We start from the raw sequence: 14,505 nt of genomic DNA on the forward strand, positions 1-14,505 counted from the left end.
GTATATGCTAATCCCAAATGATCAGGATAGCATGACGATTTCAAAACTATGCAGCAACATCTTCAAAACCCAATTTTTAAAACACTATCTGCCATTGCGGATAAAAATAACACCGAAGCCTATGTTATTGGGGGTTTTGTGAGGGATTTATTTTTAAACCGACCTTCGAAAGATATCGATGTGGTTGTGGTTGGCAGTGGCATTGAATATGCCGAAGCCGTTGGTAAAAAGCTAAATAGCAAAGTGGCTATTTTTAAAAACTTTGGCACTGCAAATATTAAATATCAAGATTTAGAAGTCGAATTTGTTGGGGCGAGAAAAGAATCTTACCGATCAGATTCCAGAAAACCCATTGTAGAAGATGGTAGTTTAGAAGATGATCAACTCCGCAGAGATTTTACGATCAATGCCTTGGCCATTAATTTAAACGCCAATCATTTTGGCGAACTGTTAGATCCATTTAATGGAGTCAGAGATTTAGAGAACAAGCTCATCCGTACGCCATTGGATCCAGAAGTAACTTTTTCTGATGATCCATTACGTATGATGAGGGCTATTCGCTTTGCCGCTCAATTGAATTTTGATATAGATCCGGCTGCCTTAAACGCAATTAAAACGCAGAAAAAAAGAATTAGTATTGTTTCCAAAGAGCGAATTACGGATGAAATGAATAAAATCATTTTATCACCCGTTCCTTCTATCGGTTTTAAACACCTGTTTGACACCGGACTGCTGGAGATTATCTTCCCTCAAATGGCCCAGCTTTATGGTGTAGAAATTATTAAAGGAAAAGGACATAAAGATAACTTTTACCATACGCTTGAGGTATTAGATAACATTTGCGCAAACACTGATGATTTGTGGCTACGCTGGGCTGCAATTCTGCATGATATTGCCAAGCCCGCTACCAAACGTTTCGAAGAAGGCCACGGCTGGACGTTTCATGGCCATGAAGATAGAGGAGCGAAAATGGTTCCGAAAATCTTTGCTCAGCTTAAGCTTCCATTGAACGAAAAAATGAAATTCGTGCAAAAGCTCGTTCAATTACATTTGCGTCCGATTGTTTTAGCCCAGGAAACCGTAACCGATTCTGCAGTGAGAAGACTTTTATTCGATGCTGGTGAAGAGATTGAAAGTTTAATGATGCTGTGCAATGCTGATGTTACCACCAAAAACGAATATAAGAAAACCAAATACCGAAGAAATTTTGAACTGGTTAAGATAAAGCTTAAAGATGTTGAGGAACGTGATCAACTTCGTAACTGGCAACCACCAATAACAGGACTTGATATTATGGAAACTTTTGGTTTACCAGCAGGTAAAGACGTGGGGCTAATCAAAAATGCGATACGCGAAGCTATCCTCGAGGGAGAAATTAAAAATGATTACTATGAAGCATATCACTTTATGCTAAATCAGGCAAAACAAATGGGTTTAAATCCTGTTAATAAGTAATTTAATGCCCATACATCAATTAAACGCAACCTTTTTATATTTTTTGTTGTTTGTGGTAATATAAATTAACTTTATTTTTACGGTTCCAAAATACAATAATGGCTATTTATAAATTTAGAATTACTTTCGAAGATTTTGATGATGTTGTGAGAGAGATCGACATTAAATCAAACCAAACTTTTGAAGACCTGCACAAGGCTATTCATAAATCTACTGGTTACAATGCCGAGAAACCATCATCATTTTACGTAAGTACTGATAATTGGCTAAAAGGTGATGAAATTGCCTACCTACCCAATGAGCGAAAAAAAGACCGGGTAGTTTTAATGGAAAATTCTAAGTTAAGTGGTTTTATTGAAGATCCTCATCAAAAATTTTATTACATCTATAATTTCGATCGACCTTACGATTTTCATGTAGAATTAGTGAAAATAGTTTTAGATCCTGATCCGAATATCGAATATCCGTTTTTAGCAAAGAGTACTGGTGAGGCTCCTAAAATTATGGAGCAAAATGGGCCGCAATCGGTGGACCCTCGAGGTGCTGTTGCAGCAGCAAGTGAATTTGATTTTTTAAATGAAATGAACTTTGTTCCAGAAGATACAGACGAATTGGAAGCAATGGGTGAAATGGGAATCAATGAGAAAGAATCAGATGATGATGAAGAAAGTGAAGATGATGAATTTGGTGACGAATTCTCTGACGGAGATAACTTCGATGATGATCAAAAAGAGGATTATTAATCTATCCCATAATTAAAGTAAACTTAAAGCTGTCAAATATTTAAATTTGACAGCTTTTGTTTTTAAATCCAGTTTATGCCGAATAAAAAGACGCTAATATCTATCGTTGGTCCAACTGCAATTGGCAAAACAGCTTTGGCTATTCAAGTTGCTCAACACTTTAATACCGAAATTATTTCGGCAGATTCTCGTCAATTTTTTCGGGAGATGGAGATTGGTACCGCAAAACCTTCTCCTGATGAACTTGCTGCCGCAAAACATCATTTCATCAATTCACATTCTATTACTCAGCTGTTCAGCACCGGCGATTTTGAAGTGGAAGGCCTGCAAAAGCTAGCGGAAATTTTCGATCAGCATCATACAGCGATCATGGTCGGCGGATCTGGCTTGTATGTGAATGCGCTAATTAATGGTTTGGATGAAATGCCAGAAATTGATTTATCTATAAGAGAAAAATTAAATAAACAATTTGAAATAGAAGGTTTGAGTAGCATTCAGGAACAACTTTCTATCCTTGATCCCGAATATTTTGCGAAGGTGGATCAAAATAATCCGCAGAGAATGATCAGAGGCCTGGAAGTATTTTTATCCACTGGAAAAAAACTTTCATCCATGCTTTCTGCTACAAAGAAAGTACGTCCGTTTAATATGATTAAAATTGGCTTGAATACCGACAGAGCCATTTTATACGATCGAATTAATCAGCGTGTTGATCAAATGATTGCTAATGGTCTGGTAGAGGAAGTGAAATCTTTATGGAGTTTCAGAAAATATAACGCTCTCAACACCGTCGGTTACAGTGAAATTTTCGACTACCTGGATGGCAAAATCGAATTAGACGATGCCATTAATGCCATTAAACAAAATACGCGAAGATTTGCAAAAAGACAGTTGACTTGGTTTCGTAGAGACGAAGAGATAAAATGGTTCGAGCCTAATGACACGGAAAATGTGATTGGCTATATTGAAGGTAGATTATAAATAGAAAAGGATTCACATATGGTGAATCCTTTTTTATAGAAGTAGATTATTTATCGGGGAACTTCACACCTCTATATTTCGTAATATCTATGGAAGGAATGGTAGAATTGTATTTGCTATTAATGGCATCAATAAACACATTTGCAATTACCGCGTTTCCTCTTGGGGTAAGGTGAACACCATCCAATGAAAATGCGCCACCAGTGATAAAAGCCGAATTAATATTAATTCCCTGAATAGCGATACCGGCTTTAACCATATTTAAATAAGTGTAAGTATCAGCGACTGCTAAACCTTTACTATTAGCAAGCGATTTAATTGTACTGTTATAGCTGTTTACATAATCTTTAACACGTATAATTTCATCTTTATCTAACACCCAATTATTAGCAATAGGATTTCTTGGATCCAGCCCATAAGGGATTGTTCCCGTGCCAAATAAACCGGCAGTTTGAAAAGGTAAACGAATCAAATCTTCACTGGTAGCGGCTCTAACACCAGTTCCGGTTTGAATAAATACTGCAACGGCAGCAGGATTTATCGCTTTTGCAGCAGCTAATAACGCAGGTACTGTTACTGTATTAAAGTAAGGCACGGCCGTAACATCAGGAATAGTTCCTACCACCCCTTTTTGACCGCCAGCAGTTAATGCATTTATTAAATTAGAATACAACATTGAAAATGTAGCTTTATCCGTTAACACATTTGTTGCGTCGGTGGTTACGCCTCCATTTGTGGCCCAACCCAATGCATCGTTATTTCCTAACCATAAAGAAAAAAAGCTGTGATTTCTTCCTTGTATAAATTGAAAATAAGTTGTTGTTCCTACTTGTGTATCACTGAGTAAACGCTCCATATACATATTGGCAGCACTGTAAGGGGCCGCAAAAGCCAAGTCAACACGCATTCCCGGTATGCCCAGGTTCTGAACTTCTCCGGTATACTTTGCCAAGTGGGTCGCATCGCGATAAGCAAGATTCGTGGTAACATTGGCCAGAGTTGGACTTCCATTTACCAAAGCCGATAAGGTTAAATAGCCAGAACCATTTGCTTGAGCATCAGCGAAAAATGGCGAGGTGAAAGCTCCACCGCCCACACTACCCATTTGCGCAGCCAATAAATTCGGATAGGCTACTTTTTGCCCCTCGAGGTAAAGGCCACCGTCTGCAAAACCAGCAGTGAGTGAATTCCCAACAGCAATATATTTACTGAAATTTGCTTGCCCCGCGGTGGTGCCTGCAGGCGTTTCAATTTCTGGCTTACATGAAGCTGCTAATAAAACAACGGCAGCGAAAAGACTATTTAATATATATTTTTTCATTTAAATTTCTCCTACCACTTATAAGTTAATGAAAGACCAGGTGCATAAACTAACGTTTTGAAAGTACCATCTAAACCAGTTTCTATATTTTTTTGCTTACGCGATTGAACATCTTCAAAGAAAAACGAAGCATTTACTTCAAAACGGCTTGTCGGTGCATAGCCTACACCAGCACTTAGAATATAACGATTTGCGTCTGGAGCTTCTGGCGTAACATATCCATCCTGAACAGGAGAAAATGCATAACCCACGCCAGCTCTTAATGATACTTTTTCAGATGCTTTGTGATTTACACCTAATTTAAACGAAGATCCATCACGATAATTACGGGCAGATTTCGTATCGGCCAAAGCAGAAGTATTCACAGCATAATCAAAAGCCAATTCCTCGTAAATCCTCCACTGTACCCAACTCGCATCAAATGCAAGAGTAGTACTTTTTGAAAGTGGAATACCAATACCTAGAGTTGTTGTAGATGGCAATGGCAATTCTGCGTTAAAAGTATTTCCGGCTGGGAACGATGATCTTAGTGATTCGGGAACATCAAAAGTTGCCGATCCACCCTCCAATTTGGTAATCACTTTTGATTTATGAACCACCGCAAAGGTAATATTGCTTAATGTGTTAATGTATAAACCTGCGTTCCACCCATAACCGCTTCCAGTTCCTTCCAAAGTGGCGTGTCCAGAGCGTCCATCAGGATAATTCACAGGCAACGCCCTTTGTAAATTAACATCTCCGTGGTTATAAACGAAGCCTGCTCCAACACCAATCCGATCGGTAATTTTAATACTTAAGGTAGGTTGAAAATAGATTGCCTTCAGGTTTAATGATGTTAATGCATATCTGCCAGACCAATCATTACCCCAGTCTACCAAACCTCCAAATGGAGTATAAACACCTAAACCAAACTTCCATTTATTTGATTTCGGCCCCCAAACGGCATAAGCTTCAAAAGGCGGTGCAATTTTATTTTTAACGTTTTCAGTGATGTTTGAGCCGTTTTGTTTAAAAGCAGATTTAAAAAGTAACGGATTAACTCCCGCAGAAATAGAATTTATTTCTAAAAAAGTAACAGCTCCGGGATTGAAGAATACAGAAGCTTCGTCTAAAGCCAGTGCCGACCCGGCGCCAGCCATTCCTATTTGTTTTTGTCCCTGTAAATTGACCTGGAAACCTTGTCCCAGCACCCATAGCGGAGCAGAAAATAATAAGGCTAATAAAAGTTTTCTCATAGTTTAATATATGGTTATAGCAGAAATGCCTACTATGCTAACATAGCAAGCAAAAATTTGTTTTTAAGATGACCTTGAAAACTTTGCAGGTTACGCTTGCGCGGTAGGCCCTCCAAAACCCATCGGAAACGGCGGTTCCTCTTGCGTTTTGATTCTACCATTTACCGCTTCAAACTTCTGGATATTATCATCCAAAGCAACAAGTAATCGCTTGGCGTGTTCTGGCGTTAAAATAATTCTTGATTTAACTTTTGCCTTCGGAATTCCTGGCATTACACGTATGAAATCCAATACAAATTCGGTATTGGAGTGTGTGATAATGGCAAGATTCGAAAAAATTCCTTCAGCAATTTCTTCAGATAGCTCTATGTTTAATTGATTTTCGTTTTGTTGTTCTTCCATGATGTGGTAAATTTTGCACTGTTCTTAATAGAGCATTTAAAGGTAATATTTTATCATTAAGACTAAAAAAATATTTAAAACAAAAAGGGCTGCTTCAAATAAATGAAACAGCCCTTTTAAAAATATGAAGTTTATTATGCCTCTACTTCTTCTTGTTTCGAAGCCAATAACTTATCGTATTCTTCTTGAGAACCAACAATGATTCTTTCGTAACCACGTACACCAGTACCTGAAGGGATCAAGTGACCAACGATCACGTTTTCTTTCAAGCCTAACATGTTATCGCGTTTACCTGCAATCGCCGCCTCATTTAATACTTTCGTAGTTTCCTGGAACGAAGCCGCAGAAATGAACGATTTAGTACCTAATGATGCACGTGTAATACCTTGTAAGATAGAACTTGCTGTTGCTGGTCTTGCATCTCTAACCGTGATCTGTTTTAAATCTTTACGTTTCAATTGAGAATTTTCGTCTCTTAATCTACGCAATGATACAATTTGACCTGGTTTTAAATCTGTCGAGTCGCCTGCATCTTCCACAACTTTCTTGTCGTACATCGCATCGTTCTCTTCTGCAAAATCCCAACGATCTACAGCGTTATTTTCTAAGAAAATAGTATCGCCTGGATCTTCGATGTGAACTTTCTGCATCATTTGGTGAACAATTACCTCAAAGTGCTTATCGTTAATTTTTACACCTTGCAAACGGTAAACCTCTTGAATACCATTTACTAAGTATTCTTGAACCGCTGCCGGGCCTTTAATTGATAAGATATCTGCAGGAGAGATTGAACCATCTGATAAAGGCATACCTGCTTTCACAAAGTCATTATCCTGTACAAGGATGTGTTTCGACAATGGAACAAGGTATTTTTTAACTTCACCATCTTTAGATTCGATTGTAATCTCACGATTACCACGTTTAACACCACCTAAAGTTACTACACCATCAATCTCAGTTACTACAGCTGGGTTTGAAGGATTACGAGCCTCAAATAACTCCGTTACACGAGGCAAACCACCTGTAATATCTCGGGTTTTACCAGTTGCACGAGGAATTTTAGCGATAATCTGACCAGTTTGAATCGCTTCGCCTTCATCAACTGAAACGTGAGCACCTACTGGAATGTTATAACCTTTGATAAATTCACCTTTCTTATCTACAATTTGAACAGAAGGGTTTTTAGTTTTATCACGTGTATCAATAATTACTTTTTCACGGTGACCAGTTTGCTCATCTGATTCTTCACGGAAGGTAACACCTTCAATAATAGCATCAAACTGTGCTTTACCTGCAAATTCCGAAAGGATAACCGCGTTGTATGGATCCCACGAACAAATTTTATCACCTTTAGATAATTTATCTCCTTCTTTTACGAACAAGAAAGCACCATAAGGAATGTTGTTGGTAACAATCACTCTGCCTGTACCTGGCTCAACAATTTTAAACTCACCTGAACGACCCAATACTACTTGTACTGTACCATCTTCAGTTTGCGTATCAACTGTACGGATATTCTCGAATTCGATAACACCATCAAACTTAGCAACAATGTTTGATTCTGCAGCAATGTTTGATGCAGTACCACCCACGTGGAAAGTACGAAGTGTTAACTGTGTACCCGGCTCACCGATTGACTGTGCTGCAATTACACCTACTGCCTCACCTCTTTGGACACGTTTACCAGATGCTAAGTTACGGCCATAACATAATGCACAAACACCACGTTTAGCTTCGCAAGTTAATACTGAACGAATTTCAATACCTTCTAAAGGCGATTCTTCGATCAATTTAGCAACTTCTTCATTAATATCTTCGCCAGCACCTACTAACAATGTATTATCCAAAGGATTGTATACATCATGTAATGAAGTACGACCTAAAATTCTATCAAATAATGGTTCAACGATATCTTCCTGATCTTTTAAGGCAGTAGTATACATACCTCTTAAAGTACCACAGTCGTTATCGTTAACGATCATATCTTGAGCAACGTCATGTAAACGACGAGTTAAGTAACCCGCATCCGCCGTTTTTAAAGCCGTATCCGCCAAACCTTTACGAGCACCGTGAGTAGAGATAAAGTACTCTAATACCGATAAACCTTCTTTAAAGTTTGATAAGATCGGATTTTCAATGATATCACCACCTGAACCTGATTTTTGAGGTTTCGCCATCAAACCACGCATTCCGCAAAGCTGACGAATCTGCTCTTTAGATCCACGTGCTCCTGAATCAAGCATCATGTAAACTGAGTTAAAACCTTGGTTATCTGACGATAACTGAGTCATAACGAAAGTAGTTAACCTGTTGTTGATACGAGTCCAGATATCTATAATCTGGTTGTAACGTTCGTTGTTGGTAATGAAACCCATGTTATAGTTGTTTCTTACCTCTTCAACTTCAGCTGCAGCTTGCTCTAATAAAGTATGTTTTTCTACCGGGATGTTTACGTCTTGTAAGTTGAACGATAAACCGCCTTGGAAAGCCATTTTGAAACCTAATTCTTTGATATCATCTAAGAATTGAGAAGCACGGGCCATACCAGTCATTTTCACTACTTCACCGATAATATCTCTTAACGATTTTTTAGTTAATAATTCGTTGATATAACCTACCTCTTCAGGCACCAATTGGTTAAATAATACTCTACCAACAGTAGTTTCAGTTAATTTATTAACGATAGAACCATCGTTTTGCTTAACATTTACCCTTACTTTGATGAAAGCATGAAGATCTAATTCTTTCTCATTGTAAGCAATAATTACTTCCTCTGGAGAATAGAAATTAGAATCCTGTCCTTTTACTACTCTTGTATCATCGGTTCTACGGCCTTTAGTAATATAATAAAGACCCAAAACCATATCCTGAGAAGGTACTGTAATTGGTGTACCATTTGCAGGGTTTAAGATATTGTGTGCAGCCAACATTAATACTTGGGCTTCCAAAATTGCCGCGTTACCTAGTGGTAAGTGGACAGCCATCTGGTCACCATCAAAATCGGCGTTGAATGCAGTACACACTAATGGGTGTAACTGGATCGCTTTTCCTTCAATTAATTTTGGTTGGAAAGCCTGAATACCCAATCTGTGTAATGTAGGTGCACGGTTTAATAATACCGGGTGACCTTTCAATACATTTTCTAAGATATCCCAAACTAATGGATCTTTTCTATCAACGATTTTCTTTGCAGATTTAACTGTTTTTACCACACCACGCTCAATCATCTTACGAATAATGAACGGTTTGTAAAGCTCAGCAGCCATATCTTTAGGAATACCGCACTCGTGTAATTTAAGGCTAGGCCCTACAACAATTACCGAACGAGCTGAATAATCCACACGTTTACCTAATAAGTTCTGACGGAAACGACCTTGTTTACCTTTCAAAATATCTGAAAGTGATTTCAAAGCACGGTTACCTTCAGTTTTTACCGCGTTAACTTTACGTGAGTTATCGAATAACGAATCTACAGCTTCCTGTAACATACGTTTCTCGTTACGTAAAATTACCTCTGGTGCTTTAATCTCGATCAAACGTTTTAAACGGTTGTTACGGATAATTACACGACGGTATAAATCATTTAAATCTGAAGTTGCAAAACGACCACCTTCTAATGGAACTAAAGGACGTAATTCTGGTGGAATAACCGGAACGATTTTAACAATCATCCACTCAGGGCGATTCTCAATACGTGTATTAGCACCACGGAAAGCTTCAACAACCTGAAGACGTTTTAAAGCCTCATTTTTACGTTGTTGAGAGGTTTCGTTAGCAGCCTGGTGACGTAAATCATAAGACAAAGTATCTAGATCAATACGCTTTAATAAATCTTCTAATGCTTCAGCACCCATTTTGGCGATGAATTTATTAGGATCTTTATCGTCTAAGTATTGGTTCTCTTTAGGTAATTTATCTAAGATATCTAAATATTCTTCTTCCGTTAAGAAGTCCATATAATTGATACCTTCTTCGGCCATTAAGCCTGATTGAATAACTACGTAACGCTCGTAATAGATAATTAAATCTAATTTTTTAGTAGGTAAACCTAATAAATAACCGATTTTGTTTGGTAACGAACGGAAATACCAGATGTGTGCAACAGGAACCACCAAAGCGATGTGTCCCATACGCTCACGACGTACTTTCTTCTCTGTTACCTCAACACCACAACGATCACAAACAATACCTTTATAACGGATACGTTTGTATTTACCGCAATGACATTCGTAATCTTTTACCGGACCAAAAATACGCTCACAGAACAAACCATCACGCTCAGGTTTGTAAGTACGGTAGTTAATGGTTTCCGGTTTCAACACCTCACCGCTTGAACGTTCCAAAATAATTTCTGGAGACGATAAGCTAATCGTGATTGATGTGAAATTGCTTTTTAATTTATTATCCTTTTTGTAAGACATATCTCTTTCTTTAATGATCGAAGGATTGAGTGATTGAATGATTGAATGACAGTTACCCATCATTCACTCATTCACTCATTCTTTCATTCAATTAGTCTAACGTAATATCTAAACCTAAACCACGTAACTCGTGAACCAATACGTTAAACGATTCTGGAACACCTGGAGTTGGTAGGTTTTCACCTTTAACAATGGCTTCGTAGGTTTTTGCTCTTCCGATTACATCATCCGATTTAACGGTTAAGATCTCCTGAAGAATATTAGCTGCACCGAATGCCTCTAATGCCCAAACCTCCATCTCACCAAAACGCTGACCACCAAACTGGGCTTTACCACCCAATGGCTGTTGTGTAATTAATGAGTATGGTCCGATTGAACGGGCGTGCATCTTATCATCAACCATGTGACCTAATTTCAACATGTAGATAATACCTACAGTTGTAGTCTGATCGAAACGCTCGCCTGTTAAACCATTGTATAAGTAAGTTTTACCTGAAGCAGGAACGCCGGCTTTAGCAATCCACTCTTCTACCTCTTGGTGTGTAGCGCCATCAAAAATTGGAGTTGCGAATTTCACACCCAATTCCTGACCTGCCCAAGCCAAAATAGTTTCATAGATCTGACCAAGGTTCATACGTGAAGGTACACCCAGTGGGTTCAACACAATATCAACCGGAGTACCATCAGCTAAGAAAGGCATATCTTCATCACGAACAATACGTGCTACAATACCTTTGTTACCATGGCGACCCGCCATTTTATCACCTACTTTTAATTTACGTTTTTTAGCAACATAAACTTTTGCCATTTGTACAATTCCCGATGGAAGCTCATCACCTACACTAATCGCAAATTTATCGCGTTTGTAAGCTCCAAGTTCTTCGTTAACACGGATACCGTAGTTGTGAAGCAACATTTTAATCATCTCGTTTTTGTCATCATCAGTCGTCCATTTGTTAGGGCTGATGTGCGCAAACTCAAGATCTGCTAAAATTTTCTGAGTAAATTTAGCGCCTTTAGGTACTAATAATTCTTTGTAAATATTAAATACACCTTGAGATGTTTTTCCATTTACAATAGTGAATAATTTGTCTACTAATTCTGCTTTTAACTTCTCAGTAATGTTATTATAGCTCTTATCTAATTTCTCAATTGCCGATTTTTCTTCAGCTTTTGTAGTTTTCTTAGCACGGCTGAATAACTTAGTATCAATTACCACACCTTGAATTGAAGGAGGAGTTTTTAAAGACGCATCTTTAACATCACCTGCTTTATCTCCAAAGATTGCACGTAGTAATTTCTCTTCTGGTGAAGGATCAGATTCTCCTTTTGGAGTGATCTTACCAATTAAAATATCACCTTCTTTTACATCAGCACCAACACGGATAATACCGTTTTCATCTAAGTCTTTTGTAGCCTCTTCAGAAACGTTCGGGATATCTGGTGTTAATTCCTCTTCTCCACGTTTAGTATCACGTACTTCTAATTCAAACTCTTCAATATGCAATGAAGTGAAAACGTCATCACGAACAATACGCTCGTTGATTACAATCGCATCCTCAAAGTTGAAACCCTGCCAAGGCATGAAAGCCACTTTCAAGTTTCTACCCAATGCCAATTCACCGTTTTCTGTTGCGTAACCTTCGCAAAGCACTTGTCCTTTAGTAACTTTCTGACCTTTCTTAACGATTGGTTTTAAGTTGATACAAGTATTCTGGTTGGTTTTTTTGAACTTAATTAAACGGTAAGTTTTGCTATCACCTTCAAATGAAACTAAACGATCATCCTCGTTACGCTCATATTTAATAGTGATTTCGTTAGCATCTACATATTCAACAACACCATCACCTTCAGCGTTGATCAATGTTCTTGAGTCACGGGCAACGCGACCTTCCAAACCTGTACCAACAATTGGTGCCTCAGGACGTAACAATGGTACGGCCTGACGTTGCATGTTCGATCCCATCAAAGCCCTGTTCGCATCATCATGTTCCAAGAACGGAATTAACGAAGCAGCAATTGAAGTAATCTGGTTAGGTGCAACGTCCATTAAGTCTAATTTCTCAGGCTCAATAATCGGGAAGTCACCCTCATAACGTGCTTTAACGCGTGGTGTTATAAAGTTACCTTTATCATCATATTCTGCATTAGCCTGAGCGATGGTTTTACCATCTTCATCTTCTGCAGATAAATAAATAACGTCTGAATCAACCACTACCTTACCATCTTCAACACGTTTGTATGGTGTTTCGATGAAACCTAAATTATTGATTTTTGCATGCACACAAAGTGATGAAATTAAACCAATATTTGGTCCCTCAGGAGTTTCGATAGTACATAAACGACCGTAGTGAGTGTAGTGAACGTCACGTACCTCGAAACCAGCTCTTTCACGTGATAAACCACCTGGGCCTAAAGCTGATAAACGGCGTTTGTGTGTAATCTCTGCTAATGGATTCGTTTGATCCATAAACTGAGACAACTGATTTGTACCAAAGAAAGAGTTGATCACTGATGATAACGTACGGGCGTTAATCAAATCAGTTGGTGTAAACACCTCGTTATCGCGAATGTTCATACGCTCACGGATTGTTCTAGCCATACGGGCTAAACCAACACCAAATTGTGCGTACAACTGCTCACCTACCGTACGTACACGACGGTTTGATAAGTGATCAATATCATCCACTTCTTCTTTTGAGTTGATCAATTTGATCAAATATTTAACAATAGCGATAATATCTGCTTTTGTTAAAACTTTAACCTCATCAGGAGTATTCATTTTCAATTTACGGTTGATGCGGTAACGACCAACATCACCTAAATCGTAACGTTTATCCGAGAAGAATAAACGATCAATGATACCACGAGCAGTTTCCTCATCAGGTGGTTCCGCGTTACGCAAAGCACGATAGATGTTTTCAACAGCTTCTTTCTCTGAGTTAGAGGTATCTTTTTGTAATGTATTATAAATAATGGTATAATCTGCCTGACTAGCGCCATCTTCTTTTGATAAGATGATGCTTTTCACGCCAGCTTCGATAACCATATCAATGTGTTCGTCTTCTAAAACGGTTTCTCTTTCAAGAATCACTTCATTACGGTCGATAGAAACTACCTCACCTGTATCTTCATCTACAAAATCTTCAACCCATTTCTTTAAAACTCTTGCAGCCAGTTTACGACCGATATATTTCTTTAAACCTGATTTACTAACTTTTACTTCGTCAGCAAGATCAAAAAGTTCTAAGATGTCTTTATCAGAATCGTAACCGATAGCACGTAATAAAGTGGTAACCGGGAATTTTTTCTTACGATCGATGTAAGCATACATCACGTTGTTCACGTCAGTAGCAAACTCGATCCATGAACCTTTGAAAGGGATAACACGGGCAGAATACAATTTGGTTCCGTTAGTGTGACGGCTTTGGCCGAAGAACACACCTGGAGAACGGTGTAATTGCGAAACGATAACACGTTCTGCACCGTTGATAACAAATGTACCTTTTGGTGTCATATACGGGATCGTACCTAAATACACATCCTGAATAATGGTCTCAAAATCTTCATGTTCAACATCGTTACAAGAAAGCTTAAGCTTTGCTTTTAATGGAACATTGTAGGTTAATCCACGCTCAATACACTCATGTATATCGTAACGTGGCGGATCAACAAAATAATCAAGAAACTCTAATACGAAGATATTTCTTGAATCTGTTATTGGAAAGTTTTCAGCAAACACTTTAAACAAACCTTCGCTAGAGCGATCGTCTGATGTGGTATCTATCTGGAAAAATTCTCTGAATGATTGCAATTGCACATCCAGAAAATCCGGATAGTCTATAATGTGCTTACTAGTTGCAAAATTTACTCTTTGTTCGACTGTCTTTGCCAATGGACTAAAAGATTTTAGTTTAAGAATAAACTATTTGTTTGGTTCGGATTTT

Annotated in this window: 8 protein-coding genes; 3 read left to right on the forward strand and 5 right to left on the reverse strand. The window is 38.2% G+C overall.

Annotated features, from left to right (window positions below):
- The first annotated feature begins 48 nt into the window (after positions 1-48).
- From ACZZZC_RS18385 to miaA, 3 genes are all read left to right on the forward strand, one after another.
- Complete coding sequence (locus tag ACZZZC_RS18385; RefSeq protein ID WP_463487846.1) at positions 49-1,455, forward strand: CCA tRNA nucleotidyltransferase; 1,407 nt, start codon at positions 49-51, stop codon at positions 1,453-1,455.
- Positions 1,456-1,553: 98 nt separating this feature from the next.
- The gene (locus ACZZZC_RS18390) at positions 1,554-2,198 is read left to right on the forward strand and encodes an IS1096 element passenger TnpR family protein (RefSeq protein WP_265797982.1); all 645 of its coding nucleotides are present in this window, start codon (positions 1,554-1,556) and stop codon (positions 2,196-2,198) included.
- Positions 2,199-2,273: 75 nt separating this feature from the next.
- Entirely contained in the window at positions 2,274-3,179 is a 906-nt protein-coding gene (miaA, locus tag ACZZZC_RS18395; protein ID WP_463487847.1) for a tRNA (adenosine(37)-N6)-dimethylallyltransferase MiaA, read from the forward strand.
- A gap of 46 nt (positions 3,180-3,225) precedes the next feature.
- Here the strand turns inward: miaA and ACZZZC_RS18400 are convergent, their stop codons facing one another.
- From ACZZZC_RS18400 to rpoB, 5 genes are all read right to left on the reverse strand, one after another.
- Positions 3,226-4,500, reverse strand: coding sequence for an SGNH/GDSL hydrolase family protein (locus tag ACZZZC_RS18400; protein WP_463487848.1), 1,275 nt, complete (start codon positions 4,498-4,500; stop codon positions 3,226-3,228).
- An 11-nt stretch (positions 4,501-4,511) separates the two neighbouring features.
- Entirely contained in the window at positions 4,512-5,735 is a 1,224-nt protein-coding gene (locus ACZZZC_RS18405) for an OmpP1/FadL family transporter (RefSeq protein WP_463487849.1), read from the reverse strand.
- A 90-nt stretch (positions 5,736-5,825) separates the two neighbouring features.
- The gene (locus ACZZZC_RS18410) at positions 5,826-6,137 is read right to left on the reverse strand and encodes a DUF3467 domain-containing protein (RefSeq protein WP_056849503.1); all 312 of its coding nucleotides are present in this window, start codon (positions 6,135-6,137) and stop codon (positions 5,826-5,828) included.
- A 134-nt stretch (positions 6,138-6,271) separates the two neighbouring features.
- Positions 6,272-10,558: a DNA-directed RNA polymerase subunit beta' gene (gene rpoC / locus ACZZZC_RS18415; RefSeq protein WP_056850016.1), complete on the reverse strand. Its 4,287-nt coding sequence runs from the start codon at positions 10,556-10,558 to the stop codon at positions 6,272-6,274.
- A gap of 91 nt (positions 10,559-10,649) precedes the next feature.
- Positions 10,650-14,453 carry a DNA-directed RNA polymerase subunit beta gene (rpoB, locus tag ACZZZC_RS18420; RefSeq protein ID WP_056849502.1) on the reverse strand — a complete coding sequence of 1,268 codons (3,804 nt, stop codon included), beginning with the start codon at positions 14,451-14,453 and terminating at the stop codon, positions 10,650-10,652.
- Positions 14,454-14,505 lie beyond the last annotated feature (52 nt).

The sequence above is a fragment of the Pedobacter sp. AC212 genome (genome assembly GCF_979258625.1).